The sequence below is a fragment of the Solwaraspora sp. WMMA2080 genome (assembly GCF_027497395.1).
GTDB lineage: Bacteria > Actinomycetota > Actinomycetes > Mycobacteriales > Micromonosporaceae > Micromonospora_E.
In genome coordinates this window covers 5,390,443-5,404,505 of sequence record NZ_CP114910.1, presented here as the reverse complement: position 1 = coordinate 5,404,505, position 14,063 = coordinate 5,390,443, and the positions used below count along the sequence as shown (strand labels likewise).

At 68.4% G+C, this 14,063-nt stretch carries 15 protein-coding genes and 1 tRNA gene; 4 read left to right on the top strand and 12 right to left on the bottom strand.

Translation table 11 applies throughout. The annotated features are described in order from the left end of the window. Positions 1 to 2 precede the first annotated feature (2 nt). The 3 genes from O7543_RS24790 to O7543_RS24780 all read right to left on the bottom strand — a co-directional run bounded on the left by O7543_RS24790 (position 3) and on the right by O7543_RS24780 (position 2,394). Complete coding sequence (locus tag O7543_RS24790; RefSeq protein ID WP_281551676.1) at positions 3 to 251, bottom strand: hypothetical protein; 249 nt, start codon at positions 249 to 251, stop codon at positions 3 to 5. A 6-nt stretch (positions 252 to 257) separates the two neighbouring features. Then, a complete protein-coding gene (locus tag O7543_RS24785; RefSeq protein ID WP_281551677.1) occupies positions 258 to 1,145 on the bottom strand; it encodes a class I SAM-dependent methyltransferase in 888 nt (295 codons plus the stop codon). Positions 1,146 to 1,212: 67 nt separating this feature from the next. Further along, positions 1,213 to 2,394 (bottom strand): hypothetical protein, encoded by a 1,182-nt coding sequence (locus O7543_RS24780; protein WP_281567269.1) that lies wholly within the window; start codon positions 2,392 to 2,394, stop codon positions 1,213 to 1,215. Between the two features lie 815 nt (positions 2,395 to 3,209). Between O7543_RS24780 and O7543_RS24775 the strand changes: the two genes are divergently transcribed. Together O7543_RS24775 and O7543_RS24770 are read left to right on the top strand one after the other, a co-directional pair. Beyond that, positions 3,210 to 3,791 (top strand): nitroreductase family protein, encoded by a 582-nt coding sequence (locus O7543_RS24775; protein ID WP_348650040.1) that lies wholly within the window; start codon positions 3,210 to 3,212, stop codon positions 3,789 to 3,791. Then, a complete protein-coding gene (locus O7543_RS24770) occupies positions 3,788 to 4,030 on the top strand; it encodes a hypothetical protein (protein WP_281551680.1) in 243 nt (80 codons plus the stop codon). Before O7543_RS24775 ends, O7543_RS24770 begins: the two co-directional genes overlap by 4 nt. On the opposite strand, the gene O7543_RS24765 is transcribed toward O7543_RS24770, so the two are convergent. From O7543_RS24765 to O7543_RS24745, 5 genes are all read right to left on the bottom strand, one after another. Beyond that, positions 4,031 to 5,977, bottom strand: a complete 1,947-nt coding sequence (locus O7543_RS24765) for an FG-GAP-like repeat-containing protein (protein ID WP_281551681.1) — start codon at positions 5,975 to 5,977, stop codon at positions 4,031 to 4,033. It lies immediately after the preceding gene. Between the two features lie 239 nt (positions 5,978 to 6,216). Then, positions 6,217 to 7,404, bottom strand: coding sequence for a cytochrome P450 (locus O7543_RS24760; RefSeq protein WP_281551682.1), 1,188 nt, complete (start codon positions 7,402 to 7,404; stop codon positions 6,217 to 6,219). 143 nt (positions 7,405 to 7,547) lie between these two features. After that, positions 7,548 to 7,949 (bottom strand): VOC family protein, encoded by a 402-nt coding sequence (locus O7543_RS24755; protein WP_281551683.1) that lies wholly within the window; start codon positions 7,947 to 7,949, stop codon positions 7,548 to 7,550. Between the two features lie 61 nt (positions 7,950 to 8,010). Further along, entirely contained in the window at positions 8,011 to 8,370 is a 360-nt protein-coding gene (locus O7543_RS24750; RefSeq protein ID WP_281551684.1) for a VOC family protein, read from the bottom strand. A 340-nt stretch (positions 8,371 to 8,710) separates the two neighbouring features. Beyond that, complete coding sequence (locus O7543_RS24745) at positions 8,711 to 9,946, bottom strand: VCBS repeat-containing protein (RefSeq protein ID WP_281551685.1); 1,236 nt, start codon at positions 9,944 to 9,946, stop codon at positions 8,711 to 8,713. Between the two features lie 306 nt (positions 9,947 to 10,252). On the opposite strand from O7543_RS24745, the gene O7543_RS24740 reads away from it, so the two are divergent. After that, positions 10,253 to 10,759 (top strand): ester cyclase, encoded by a 507-nt coding sequence (locus tag O7543_RS24740; protein WP_281551686.1) that lies wholly within the window; start codon positions 10,253 to 10,255, stop codon positions 10,757 to 10,759. Between the two features lie 298 nt (positions 10,760 to 11,057). Here O7543_RS24740 and O7543_RS24735 read toward each other — a convergent pair. Together O7543_RS24735 and O7543_RS24730 are read right to left on the bottom strand one after the other, a co-directional pair. Beyond that, a tRNA-Ala gene (locus tag O7543_RS24735) sits at positions 11,058 to 11,130 on the bottom strand. Positions 11,131 to 11,242: 112 nt separating this feature from the next. Then, positions 11,243 to 11,833 (bottom strand): YqgE/AlgH family protein, encoded by a 591-nt coding sequence (locus O7543_RS24730; RefSeq protein ID WP_233606431.1) that lies wholly within the window; start codon positions 11,831 to 11,833, stop codon positions 11,243 to 11,245. A 198-nt stretch (positions 11,834 to 12,031) separates the two neighbouring features. Here O7543_RS24730 and O7543_RS24725 point away from each other — a divergent pair, with 198 nt between their 5' ends. Continuing rightward, on the top strand, positions 12,032 to 12,835 hold the full coding sequence (locus O7543_RS24725) for an S-methyl-5'-thioadenosine phosphorylase (RefSeq protein WP_281551687.1): 804 nt from the start codon (positions 12,032 to 12,034) through the stop codon (positions 12,833 to 12,835). On the opposite strand, the gene O7543_RS24720 is transcribed toward O7543_RS24725, so the two are convergent. Then, positions 12,797 to 13,012 (bottom strand): hypothetical protein, encoded by a 216-nt coding sequence (locus O7543_RS24720; protein WP_281567268.1) that lies wholly within the window; start codon positions 13,010 to 13,012, stop codon positions 12,797 to 12,799. The genes O7543_RS24725 and O7543_RS24720 overlap by 39 nt on opposite strands. A gap of 48 nt (positions 13,013 to 13,060) precedes the next feature. Beyond that, positions 13,061 to 14,035, bottom strand: a complete 975-nt coding sequence (locus O7543_RS24715) for a hypothetical protein (protein ID WP_281551689.1) — start codon at positions 14,033 to 14,035, stop codon at positions 13,061 to 13,063. Positions 14,036 to 14,063: the final 28 nt, after the last annotated feature.

The window sequence follows — 14,063 nt, the reverse complement described above, 5'->3', positions numbered from 1 at the left end:
ATTCATGCCACGGTCCGTTCGCCGTCACCCGGGCCCGCCGGACGCCGGCTGAGCGGCCGGCCGGCGGCGTCACGTGGGTCGTGCAGCGGGGTCACCAACTGGCGGGTAATCACCCCGAGGACGGCCGCGATCGCCGCGTTGACCGCCGTGATCTGAGTGCACGACCAGCTCACGAGGCCGAACGCGCCGAGGAGGTTGAACACGGCCAGCAGTCCGGCCTGAATGATCACTGGCTCCCGTTTGAAGACCATCGTTACTTACCCTCCGTAGGTCGTTCGGGCGCGGCGCCGCGACGCGGACACGGTGCCGCGGTGGTCGTTGTGCCGGGCCACGCCACGCCAGTAGGTGAGCTGGCGGCTTCGATACGCGGCCAGATAGAACTCGCTGGAGTCCCGCCAGTGCCGCAGCTCATCAGCCGATACGAGGGCGGAGATCTCGTCCTCACGCCGCACCAGAGCTGTGCCGATCCGCTCGAAGCACTCGACCGCCATCGCCGTGCAGTCGGTCAGTTCGACGTCGTCGAACCCGGCTGACCGCAGCATCCGCACCGTGGCGGTGGGTCCCGGCAGCGGCCGCATGCCGTCCAGATCCCAGGCCCGTCCCCGGGTCTCGTCGGACATGCTGCTACCGGCGACGGTATCGGCCATCGCGAACACCCCACGCGGGTACGACGCCCGATGGGCGGTCCGCATCACCGCCTGCGGATCGGCGAGCAGACTCAGCGAGTCGATCGCCAGCACGAGGTCGTAGGCACCGTCCGGCTGCCATCGCTCGACGTCGCCCAGCACGTACCGCAGGTCCGGGTTTCCGGTCGCGAGCCGGCGGGCGTGATCGAGTTGTTTCTCGTTGATCTCCACGCCGGTGACCGCACAACCGCGACGCACATTCAGGTAGCGACTGACCGCTCCCGTTCCAGAGCAGCATTCGAGAACCCGATGGCGGGCGCCGAGTCGGAGCGGTTCGGTGATCTGGTCGAGCAACGCCGCCCCACCGACGTTGGTGAACTCCCAGCCGGCATGCACCGGCTGGTAGACGGCCAACTGCCAGATCGGCGCGGTAACACTGTCATAGATGTGGTTCTTGTCCGCGCCGTCCGACGGCGCCGTCGCGGCGGGCGGGCCGGGTCGCAGTAGTTGCGGCTCCACAGGCACTCCTCAGATTGGTTGGCGGTTCGTCCGGAGCTCACCCGACCGGATGAGCGATTCACATCCGTCATCTGCGTCGCGTGTCGACCGGGCTTCGGACCGGCCCCAGCGGTGCCTGCTCACTGATCGGCGTACCTCCCGCAGCCCGCGCGACCAGCGGACGCGCCAAGTCCGCGACCGGTGAATCCGCCGCCCAGACGTTTTCGGCGAGCCAGTACTCCACCGTGCGATGGGTGCGGGCGAACAGCACCATCCGGCCGTCGGCCGACGGCACCGGATAGCGGACACCTTGACCCGCCTCCGCGACGACCCGCCCCGTACCGTCGGGACACTGCTCGTACAGTTCCTCGCTGGTGCCGGCCACCAGCGTCGACAACAGGACGCCGTCGCGGGTGAGCCGTGGATTGTTCCGTTCCACGTAGTCCGGCCCCGCCAGCGTCTCGATTTCGCCGGTCGCCAGATCTTTGCGGTAAAAGCCCCAGGTCCAGTCGCCGCCGCGGGTCGACATGAAGACCACCGCGGCGCCGTCCGGCGTGTATGCCGCAGACTCGTCCCACCATGAGTCGTCGGTAACCGCACTGACCCCGCCGGTACGCAGGTCGAGTTCGTAGATGTTCGCGGCGAACGGTTCGGTTTCACTCTTGAACAGCAGCCGGTCGCCATCGGGTGACCAGCTCAGCGGACCATGCAGGCGGCGTAGCCCGACCACCCCCGATGTCCAGTCGTGGACCTCACCGGTCGCCACGTCCACCGTGCTGATCTGCCAGCGGTGCGCCAATCCGCGGCGCGAGCAGAACGCGATCCGCTCGCCGGCGGGCGACCAGGCGGGAAAGGACGCCTCTCCCACCGGCAGAGCCGTCACCACATGGTCGGACAGGTCCAAAATCTTGATGTTGGATCGTCCGGTACGTTCGCTGGCGTAGACGATCCGGCGCGCCGCTGGGTCGAACGACGCGTACCGCGGCCGTTCGTCCGCCCCGACGAGCTCCTGCACCTCGCCCGTGGCACGGTTCCACATGCCGATCGCGCGACCATCGTCGATGAGCCGGTGGAAGAACAGGCTCTGGCCATCGGCGGTCCACGTCGGCCACCGGTCGTCCGCTCCGGTGGTGACCAGGGGACGGCCGGATCCGTCGCCGAGGCGCTGCACCCAAATGACCGAGCGGCCCTCGTTGCTGCGGGAGAACGCGACGACCTGCCGGGTGGGACAGACGGTGGGCTTGTAGTCCCAAGCTGTCCCGTCGGTCACCGGGATCTCTTCGGCGCCTGCTGAGTCCTGCAGGAAGATCGCTCCGGCCCCCGCGTCGTAGGAATGGCACACCAGCCAACGGCCGTCCGGCGCCCAGGAACCAGCACCTGCCCTACCCGGTGGCCGGTCCACGACACGCGGAGCACCGCCACCGGCGGGCACGATGTAGAAATACCGGCGCCCCCAGGGGCCACCGACGTACAAGATGCGCTGGCCGTCCGGCGCGAAGGAAGGATACTCTTCCTCATGATCGCCGAACGTCAGTTGCTCAATGCGACCGGTGGCGACTTCGTACCACCAAATCTGTTTGTGTCCGCCCCTGGTAGAAGTGAAGACAATGCGCCGACCGTCGGGGGACCACTGCCCCTCGATGTCATCACCTGCTCCTCGGGTGGCCTGATGCCACCGGCCGCTATGTAGGTCGAATATCCAGAGGTTGACGGTTCCGGTCCGCTTCGATGAGGCCACGAAGAAGGCACCATCGGGCGAGATGGCACCGTCTCCGGAACCAGCCGGATCTGACGCTACCCGACGGAGCCGGAAGCCCTCGCCGCGTGGTTCGATAGCGGCCTGCCAGTCTGGTTGATGAGCACCCGAGGGTGGCGGCACGGCTGATCTCCTTGCCTCTCGGTTGATGGGCACGAGCATGACTGACGCTCGGTCAATTTCTAGCCCTTTGGCCCAGGGACAACCTTCTTCTAACTTGCGCTAAGGCAGCGCTCATCGATTAGCAAGATTTCGGAGGAGATCACTGCCTGCCGCTGTTGCGATAAACCAGTAAGCGATAGATCAAAGCACCGGTGGAGGCCTTGCTCATGCCACCCACGAGTCCACCTGATCAGACAGGGCTACACCCGCTCCTCGCGCCAGCCGACTCCGCACAGCGATTCACCACGGGGACGCTGAACACCGCGCAACTCGCAAGGCTGATCGAGGCCGCGCGCTGGACCCCGTCGAGTGGGAACCGGCAACCGTGGCGGTTCATGCTGGGCTGTCGTGGCGACACGACGTTCTCGCTGCTGCGCACCGCGTTGAACCCGGCCCACCAGAGCCACACGCGAGGGGCCGCCGCGTTGTTGCTAGCGCTGGCGCAGACCGCTGATCAGCAGGGCGTGCCGATGCTGGGCGCCGAATACGAGCTGGGAATGGCGGTGAGCCGAATCTGCGTACAAGCGCGGGCGCAGGACTGGCAGTGCCGCCAACTCGGGGACTTCGACCACCAGCGGCTGCGCCAGGAGTTGGGCGTGCCGGCTGGCTTCGAGCCGATCGTCGTCCTGGTGGTCGGTGGCAACGGGCCGGCCGGACCGGACGACCAGGCTGAGTACGGGACCAGACTGGCCCCGGAGGCAATCGCCTTCGCCCGCCGGTGGGGACGACCGGCGTGGACGTCGCTATGACGCGGTGGTCGATCTGGCGGCGGGAGCCGGTGCTGATTCAGTCGGCGGTGCTGGCGCTGCTCAACCTTCTCGCGACGTTTGACGTCGTGCCACTCACGGTGACGCAGATCGGTGCGGCGAACGCCGCAGTAGCAGCGCTGCTCGGGCTGGTCACGCGGCAGGTGGTGACACCGGTGACACCGCCGACGGCCGGATCCGATGACGAATCCGGCCGTCGACGGGCACCTGGTCTCGGCTGACTACGCGTTGACTGTTTCCACCGGGGCCAGCACCGAGGCCACCCCGATCGGATGTTCGCCGACCTCCACGGTCGCCACTGACTCGCCTCGCTCCAAGTCGACCACGGAGATCGAGTTGCCGCTCTGGCTGGTCACGAACGCCTGACGGCCGTCCGGCGACAGCGCCAACCCGTACGGACGGATGCCGACCTCGATCGTTGTGGTGACCGCGCCCCTGGCGACGTCGACGACGCTGACCGCGTCGGAACTGTAGGTCACCACGTAGGCGTTTTGGCCGTCCGGACTGAAGGCAACCTTCAGCGGCCAGTCACCTACGTCGATGTTTGCGACGCGTTTGTTGGTAGCGGTGTCGACTACCGTCACCTGGTCGTCGGCGATGCTCGTGACGTAGACCAGGCGACCGTCCGGGCTGACCGCCACCCCACCAGGACGTGCGCCGACGCGGGTACGGGCGACGACGGATGCCCGCGCCACGTCCACGGTGGCGACTTCGAAGGATATATTCGTCGGCACGTAGGCATACCGACCGTCCGGGGTGAAGGCGACGTCGACTGGGCGCTCCCCCACCTGGATGGTGGCGGTCACCGCGTTCGTGACCGAGTCGATCAGCGAGACCGTGTCGGAGAACTCGTTGGCGACCAGTATCCGGGTGCCGTCGGGCGACACCGCGATCCCATTGGGCTGGCGGCCGACGGCGATCGTGGTCAGCAACCGACGGCTGGGAAGGTCGATCACCGACACATTGTCGGAACCGAGGTTCGCGACGTACGCCCGTCGGCCATCCGGGGTCAGCGCCACCCCGCCTGGGCGGTCACCGCCGATGTCAATGGTCTTCAGCAGAGTCGAGGACCGGGCGTCGATTAGTGAAACGGTGGCCGAGTTCTCGTTGGTGACCAGCGCGACCGGCGCGAGGTCGGCACCCGCTGCGGTCTGGGTGCCGTTGAGCATCACGGTGATGCTGCCGGAGAGTGAGTTGCTGACCGCCAGGTCGACGAGGTTGTCCCCGTCGAAGTCCGCGGCAATGATCGCTGCGGGTGCCTCGCCTGCGGAGAAGGACTGGGCGGTGCTGAAGACTCCGTCACTGCGGCTGTTCGACAGCACGATGACGTCGGCCGCCTCAGGAGCGACGGCGGCGAGGTCGGTGGCGCGGTCGCCGTTGAAGTCGGCGGCGACGACGTCGCCCGGGCCACGCGCCGCGACGAACTCCTGCTTCCGTTCGAAAGACCCCTTGCCGTCACCGGCGAGCAGGGTCACCGTCTCACCGCCGTAGTTGCCCGTGGCCAGATCGAGGTTGCCGTCACCGGTGAAGTCACCGACGGCGACGCCGGACGGGGTGTCGCCAGCCGGCATCGCCTTGGCCGTGCCGAAGGTGCCCTCGCCCGTGCCGGTGAGCAGCGAGATGGTCTTGTCGCCGATGTCCGAGGTAAGGATGTCGAGCACCCCGTCACCGGTGACGTCGAGGACGGTGAGTCGGTTCGGGTCCTTGCCCACCGGATACTTGGCCGGCTCGGCGAACCCACCGGTGCCGTCGCCGAGCAGGATCGACACGGCGTTGTCCTGATAGTTGGCCACGGCCAGGTCGACGGAACCGTCCCGGTCGAGATCGGCGGCGCTCACCCGGATCGCGCCGCCGCCGGCTGGCAGTGACTTGGCCCCAGCGAATGCGCCCTTCCCATCGCCGAAGTACAGAGTCAGGTCGTTGGAGTTGAAGTTGGAGGTCACCATGTCGAGGCGGCCGTCGCCGTCGAGGTCGGCCAACGCCACGCCGTTGGGGTTGTCGCCGGTCCGGTAGGTCACCGGCGACGCGAATCTGCCCTTGCCCTCGCCGAGCAGCACAGCGGCGGTGTTCGAGTTGAAGTTGACGACGACGAGGTCCTGCTTGCCGTCGTCGTTGAGGTCGGCGGCCTCCAGGCCGGCCGGAGCGTCACCGACCGAAATCTCCGCCATCGCCGACATGGTGACTCTGTCTGCGTTGGCCCCCGCCGACTCCTGCGGCTCGTCGGGTGTCGTCTCCGTCACTCCGAGACACCCGGTAAGCAGGCAGAGGGCAAGTAGGGCACTGCCCCCTGCCGTCCACCGCGGCGGCTGGCGCCGAGCATCTCGGGTGGGCTCCTGACTCTGGTCAGTCATCGCATCTCCCCTTGGTCTCAGTTCAGCTGGTACCCGGCCGGGCCCGGCCGATTCGGTCAGGAAACGGTCGTCACGACCGGGACGGCGCGTACACCGAACACGCCACGGCCGTAGAACCGCAGCGGGATACTGGGGTTGAGGTGTAGATCAGCGAACCGTTCGACGAGCGCGGACAGCGCGACGCGGGCTTCGATACGGGCCAGTGGCGCGCCCAGACAGAAGTGTCCGCCGAAGCCGAAGGCGATGTGGTCGTTAGGAGTACGGTCGATGTCGAACCGGTCCGGGTCGGCAAAGACCCTCGGGTCCCGGTTCGCCGACACCAACCATGGCATCACGTACGAGTCGGCCGGTATCTGCACTCCGGCGAGCTCGGTATCGGTGGTGGTGACCCGGACGACCTGCGCGAAAGGCGACCGGTGCCGCAACACCTCCTCGACGGTCGAGGGGATCAGCGCCGAATCGTCGCGCAGCCGCTGCCACGTCGAGGGTTGCTCGGCAAGACTCAGCACTGCGTTGCCGAGCAGCAGCGTCGAGGTGATGTGACCGGCGGAAAGCAGTAGCGTGCAGAAGTTGACGGCCTCCTGATCGGTCAACCGTCGCGCGTCCACTTCGGCGGTGACCAGCGCGGTGATCAGATCATCGGCAGGCTTCCGCCGACGTTGCTGGCAGTGCTCCAGCAGGTACCCGGACAGGTCCCCCATGGCTGCGGTGAAGCGTTCCATCAGCGCCGGATCGTTCGGATCATCGGTGTGGATGCTCAACAGCCGGTCGGCGCAGGCCGCGAAGAACGCCCGGTCACCGACGGGCAGCCCGAGCAGTTCCGCGATCACGGTGACCGGCATAGGGTGGGCCAGCCGCTCTGCGAGGTCGAACTCACCGTCGAGATCTGAAATCATCTCACGGGTCACTGCGGCGATCCGTGGCTCGAGCTCGGCAACCGTACGCGGGGTGAACGCGGCGCTGACCAGCCGCCGTAATGACCGGTGCTCCGGCGGGTCAAGCATCGTGAGGTTACCTTGAGCGAGTTCGGCGGCTGCCGGATTCACCCGGCTCTGATCCGAGGAGTACGTCTCATGGTCGGCGCTCAGCCGCCGCACGTCCGCGTACCGGAAGACATGCCAGACTCCGTATCCGTCCTGCCAGACGGGCTTGTCCTCGAGCATCCGTCGCAACCATGGCAGCAGGACGGCCTCCCCCTGCTCGGGTGACGGCGCCATCAGATCCTGGCTGGGGGTATGGGTCATGGCGTACTCCAAGGGGTGCCGGCGATCAGGGGTCCGGGAGGCGTCGCCACGCCCGCCAACGATCTAGCGGGCGTGGCGACAGTGGAAGCGTCAGTGACGCCGATGAGTCGGCCAACCTCTGTTGGGCGGCAGCCGGACGGCAGTCAGCCGTCCTGTGGACGATCGGGCTCGCGAAGTGCCAGCACGGCGCCGGCAGGATCGCGGATCACCACGAATCGCGCTTCCGGCGCGGTGCCCTTGGGCCCGGCGACGACTTCGCCGCCCAACTCAACCACACGTTTGATGCTGGCATCGAGGTCGTCGACGCAGACATAGGACAACCACTGCGGTGGCAGGTCCGCGTTGCCCCCACGCGCGTGACACACTCCGGCGACGGGCGTCCCTGCCGGGCTCATCATGAAGTAGTCACTGTAACCACCCATGTCTAGCGGCATCGGGCTCCAGCCGATCACCTCGGCGTAGAAGTCCCGTACCCGGTCAGCGTCCTGCACCGTCAGGTCGAAGCCGACAACGGTGCCGAACGGTGGCTTGGTTGGGTCTGACACTGCGCTCCTCTCGATTGCACTGGTCAAACACGCCGAAGACGGGCGTGCATCTGGCTAAGACCTAGGCCGGCTCCCACAGCTCGAAGCGATTGCCCTCCGGGTCGAGCGCCCACGCGAAGCGGCCGATCGGCTCCGTGTGCACGTCGCCCACGATCGTCGTGCCGCTCGCCCGGAGCTGATCGAGCATCCTGTCAAGATCTTCGACCCTGAAGTTCACCATCGACGCCTGGTCACGGGCGCCGAAGTAGTCGGTGTCCTCAGGAAACGGAGCCCAGACCGTCGGCCCCGCAGCCTGAGTCCACACCTGGTCGCCACCGGGGCACGGATCGATTCCAAGGTTGTCCGAGTACCAACGGGCGAGAGCCTGTGGATCCCGGGACCGGAAGAAGTAGCCGCCGATCCCGGTCACGCGAGGGGACATGTCGACGCTCCTGGCTGATGTTGGACGGGCGATGACCGGAATCGCGTACTAACAATTCCTTGAAAGATCTTGACGCCGCATTGAGCGACCGAGCTGGATACTCACGGAGTGTACGACAGGCTTACCGCGCTGTCATGCAGCCACGGGCCGGAGATGCCGGTCGATGCACAATAGCCAAGAAGGCCCGTTGAAGTAGGGCGGACTACACAGGACCGCTCATTCGGCCCACGTGGAGGGGGCGACATGATCCTCGAAATACTCATGTTTCCGGCGAGGGTCCGCCTGACGCAGGGGCAGGCGCCGACGTCGAACGCCCGGCGCCTACCCCCGCCGTCGCTGGTCAACCCTGGTTGATGATCACCGATACACTGTCGGACAGCGAATTCGCGGTCGCAATGTCCGGCAGACCGTCACCGTTGAAATCGGCGACGAGCAACGCCGGTGGGCCGTCCTCCACCGTCACCGAGGCAGGTGCGGCGAATCCGCCCCGGCCGTCCCCAGCGAGCACCGTGATGTCGTCGGAGTCGAAGTTGACCGTCACCAGGTCGAGCTGACCGTCACCGTTGACGTCCACCGCGACGATGTCCGACGGCGCGTCACCGGCCTGGTACAGGGCAGGTACGGCGAACCTGCCGCCGCCCTGCCCGAACAGCACCGCGACAGTGTCGGCGTCGTAGTTCGCCGTGGCGATGTCGAGTATCCCGTCGCCGTTGAGGTCGCGCACCACGATCCCGGCTGCGGTGTCGTCGGCGGCGTACGCCACCGGCGCCGAGTAGCTACGCCGACCGTCACCGCGCATCACGGTGACATCGTCGGAGTTGTAGTTCGCGCTCGCCAGGTCCAGCAGTCCGTCTCCGTCCAGGTCGGCCACGGCGATCCGCAGCGGTCCGTCACCAGCCGGTACCGACACCGGAGCCTCGAAGGTCGCGTCGCCCGTTCCGTACAGGACGGTGACGTCATCGCCGTTGAGGTTGGGGGTGACGAGATCCAGCGCACCGTCCCGGTCGAGATCGATCGCGACGATCCGGGCGGGACCGTCGCCGGCCGGATGATGCACCGGTTCGGCGAACCGGCCGCCGCCCAGTCCTCGGTAGACGCTGACGTCGTCCGACCCGAGGTTTGCTGTGGCCAGATCGAGGTGGCCGTCCCCGTCGAGATCCCGAGCGAGTATCCCGTTCGGCGTGCGACCCGCGGCCATCGTCACCGGTGGCTCATAGCCGCCGCGGCCGTCGCCGATCAGGTAGACCAGATCGTGGCTGTTGTAGTTCGGTGTGGCGAGGTCGAGGACACCGTCGCCGTCGATGTCGGCCGCGACGATGTCGGCAGACGCGTCCCCGGCGGGGAAGGACCGTGCTTCCGCGAGCGTCACCGGGCTGGTCGGCGGCGGGATCGGCATTGGTCGTTGGGGCTGCGTCGGCGCAGGATTCAGCGGCGGCACCGACTCCGGCGGTGGCGACTGGTCCGTCGTGCATCCGGCGGCCAGCAGTACGGCGGCCACCGCGAATCCGGCCAGCATGCGGCTCGGGCCGCCAGGGCCGTGGCCCGTGGCCCGCCCGGCGGTTCTCATCATCGTCATTGACGCTTCCTCTTCGGCTGGATGGGCCGGCCAGCCTGTGCGTGTCCGACCGGCGGCGACGCGACGTGCGCTGCTAGTTCCTGGATACGGCCGGGCGGTTCTGGGGACCTCTCCCCGATTGCGATCGGCGTCAGCGACGGCGAACCAGGCAGGGCGATCCGGGCGGTCCACCCGATGGCCGGTACGGCCGGCGCGGATCAGCAAACGTTGAGAAGTTCGGCCGCCGTGTCCGATTCCACGATGGCGCTACCGGCTGCCCGGCACCCGCCCGCAGCCACCGCCAACCGGTACCTCAGGAGGTACACCATGACCAGCACCAGAACACTCGGCGCCGAAACGCGAGGGTTTCTGATCGGCCTGCTCGGCCAGTCGGACACCGATCCGGAGCGCGAGGCGCGCAACGAGGCGACTCTGCGTGAGCTGTACGCGCGGTTCAACCGCGACGACATCACCGCGATGGCCGAACTCCTGACCGAGGACTTCGCAGCGCATGACGTTGCGGCCGGAGAGGTCACCACCGGTCCGGAGCCATACCTAGCCCGGCAGCGAACCAACCGCCGGGCGATGCCGGACGCCCGGACGGAGATCACCGCGCTCATCGTGCGCGGCGACACCGCAGTCGCCGAAGTGATCAACCGGGGTACGCAGACCGGCCCGTTCGAGCTGCCCAACGGCGACGCGCTGCCACCGAGCGGACGGCCGGTGGAGGGTCTGAGCTGCGAGATCTACCAGTTCCGGGGCGGCCGGATCGCGAGCGGTCGGATCTACTACGACTTCCTCACCGTCGCACGGCAAATCGGTCTGCCGCTGTGACCCTGGCAGGCGGTGCGGTAATGACCCGTGGCTGCCAGCGGCGGTGATCATTGATCATGTAGACGTGCCGGGCGCGCGGGTCCGGTAACGGACCCGTGCCGACGCGACCGATCCGTCGTCCGCGATCATCGTCGCCTACCCACCGCATGCCATCGGGAGGCGCACCGCCTGCGGTCACCGCGACCGGCCGGCCGGAATGGCCACGGACTCTCAAACCGCTCGACGAACTACCGGCGACCATGAAATCACAAGAAAAAGCTATCGACGACTGAAGTCAGTCAACGTGCATAAACACGGGTGGAGCCGAGGGGACTCGAACCCCTGACCCCCACACTGCCAGTGTGGTGCGCTACCAGCTGCGCCACGGCCCCCGGTCGGCCCGGATCTCCCGGGCACCCGGCAATACTACACACGCCGCCCCGCGCGGTCATCTCGCGGGGTCGGCCGCCCGGGTCGCGGGGTCAGTTCATCGACGCGCGAGGGTCAGTTCATCGAGACGTCGGCCGGGAAGTGGGCCACGGCGGCCATCATGCCGCGCTGGCGGCGCAGCACCATCGGCCACAGGTCGTCCGGGCGGGCCATGAACGGATCGTCCGGCAGGCCCTCGAGCACGAACCAGGAGCCGGCGTTGATCTCCTCCTCCAGCTGCCCGGCCGACCAGCCCGAGTAGCCGGCGAAGACCCGGATCCCGGAGATCGACTCGGCGAGCGGCCCCGGGTCGGTCGACAGGTCGACCGTGCCGAGTGGGCCGGCGATGCGGTGGAAACCCTTCACCCGGCCGGTCTGGGTGCGGGTACGGGCCAGGCAGATCGCCGACTCTGGCTGCACCGGGCCGCCCTCGAACAGCACCGACGGCTCCCGGGCGAGACTGCTCCAGCCGCCCAGCACCTCGGCGACCGGCACCTCGGTGGCCCGGTTCAGCACCACCCCGAGCGCTCCCCCGGCCTCGTGGGCGACCAGCAGCACGACCGTACGGTCGAAGTTGGGATCCTTGAGCGTTGGCGTCGCGACCAGCAGTTGGCCGGTCATCGACGCCATCGACCGTCCCCCGATCCGCTGACCTTCACCGTGCACCTCGACCTCCCGTACCTGCCCACGCGGCGCAGTCACGACCCGCACGGTCCGCGCGGACGGCGCGGCGACGATCCGCCACGGGTGCCGTGAAAGCCATGCCTGGCACCATAGCTTGCTCGGCAGCGCCCGGTTAAGGTCTAACCGCGGGGGCGTGGCATCGGTGTTTCCGGCCACCCTGCCCGAAACGGGAGGGATCTGATGCAGGCGCAGGCAGAGCTCGCGGTGATCGGCGGATCCGGGCTGTACGCGTTGCTGGACAACGCGACGGAGCACCGGGTGCCGACGCCGTACGGTGAACCGTCCGATCCGATCACCGTCGCCGATGTCGGCGGGCGGCGGGTCGCGTTCCTGCCCCGACACGGCCGCGATCACCGGCATCCGCCACACCGGATCCCGTACCGGGCCAACCTGTGGGCACTGCGCTCGCTCGGCGTACGCCAGGTGCTGGCGCCGTGCGCGGTCGGCGGGCTGCGCCCGGAGCTCGGCCCGGGCACGTTCGTGGTGCCCGACCAGTTGATCGACCGGACCAGTGCGCGGGTGCAGACCTTCTACGACCAGGGTGCGGTGCACGTCAGCTTCGCTGACCCGTACTGCCCGACCGGGCGGTCGGTGCTGCTGCGGGTCGGCGCCGAGCAGGGCCTGCAGCCACGTGACGGCGGTGCGGTGGTGGTGGTCGAGGGGCCACGGTTCTCCACTAGGGCGGAGTCCCGGTGGTTCACCGCGATCGGCGGCGCGGTGGTCAACATGACCGGCCACCCGGAGGCGATCCTCGCCCGGGAGCTGGCGCTGTGCTACACGTCGATCGCCCTGGTGACCGATTTGGACGCGGGCGTCGAGGGTGGGCACGCGGTCACCCAGGAAGAGGTGTTCCGGGTGTTCGGCGAGAACACCGCTCGGCTACGCGCGCTGCTGCTGGCCGCGCTGGAGACCTGGCCGATGGATCGGGACTGCCCGTGCCCGCGGTCACTCGACGGCATCACCCTGCCACTCGAGCTGCCCTGACGGTGCCAGCACCACAACCGCAGCGCTGATCCCGGCGACGTCGAGGCACATCCGGATCCGGTTGCCGGTCGCCGCGTCACCGGCCAGGATCACCGCCTCCCCGGCGGGCAGGTTCCAGGCTCCAGCCGGTTGGCGCTGCCCGGGCAGCCCTCGGTCGAGCAGTTGGGACATGGTCACGGCGGTGTCATCCGGTTCCTGACCCGGGCCGTACGGCTGCGGCATGGCTCAGCCGCCCGCAGCGACGTGCAGTGGGCGACCGGTGAGCGCGTCCAGCACCGTACGGTCACCGAGCGCCTCGTCGAGGGTCACGGTGACCGGATGGAACAGCAGTTGGTCGGTGCACTCCTGCGCAGTGCGGGTCACACCGCCGGCGACCACCACTGCGTCCGCGTACTCCTGGACGAACGGGGTGATGTCGCTGTCGCAGGCTCCGACGCCGAGTCGGTACGCCAACTCGGTGCCGTCGACGCCGGTGAGGTCCTGTGCGGTGACGAACGTGGTGAGGCCGGTCGCGTCCGGCACCTGCGGGTCGGGTGCCGGTACGGCGACCGATTCGGCGACGGCGACCCGGGCGACCGGCCCGTCGAGTTCGGCGACGTCGAACAGCCAGGCGGGCACCTGCGCCGTGCCCCGGCTGGTCAGCAGCTCGACGGTGCCGAGCGTGGCGGCCGTGACGGTCAGCGCCTGGCAGCCGAGCTCACCGGAGTCAGTGACACCGTCGTCCGGGCCAGGTGTGCCGCCCAGGTCGGTGGCGCTGCTGGTCGGGTCGGGGCCAGGTCGGGCCGCGTCGCACTGGGGCGGGTCGCCCTGGCGTAGTTCCGCGTACGCGTCGGCGGCGCTGACCAGCGGTACGCTCAGCGTCCCGTCGGGGAAGTCGACCGTGCCGTCGGCGGGTGTCTCGGTCGACACGGTCAGCTCGGCCCGGTACCACCCGGCGTGGAACGCCTGCTCGGTCTCCGGGGTGAACCCGGGCTCGGCGGGGAGCACGGTACGGCTCTGCAGGGGTGCGTAGCCGGCCAGCCACTCCTGCCGCCCGCTCGCGGTGCGCCACGCCTCGGCGACCTCGTCGGCACGCTGCTGGAAGGTCTCCCAGCGTTCGTCGGCGGACCCGCCTGGCCCGCCGGGTCCGGTCCCGTCGGTCCGCGCGCAACCTGCGATCAGGATCAGTGTTATGCCCAACAGGGCGGTGAAACGGCGCATGTCGGGTCAGACGCACCAGGTTGGCAGC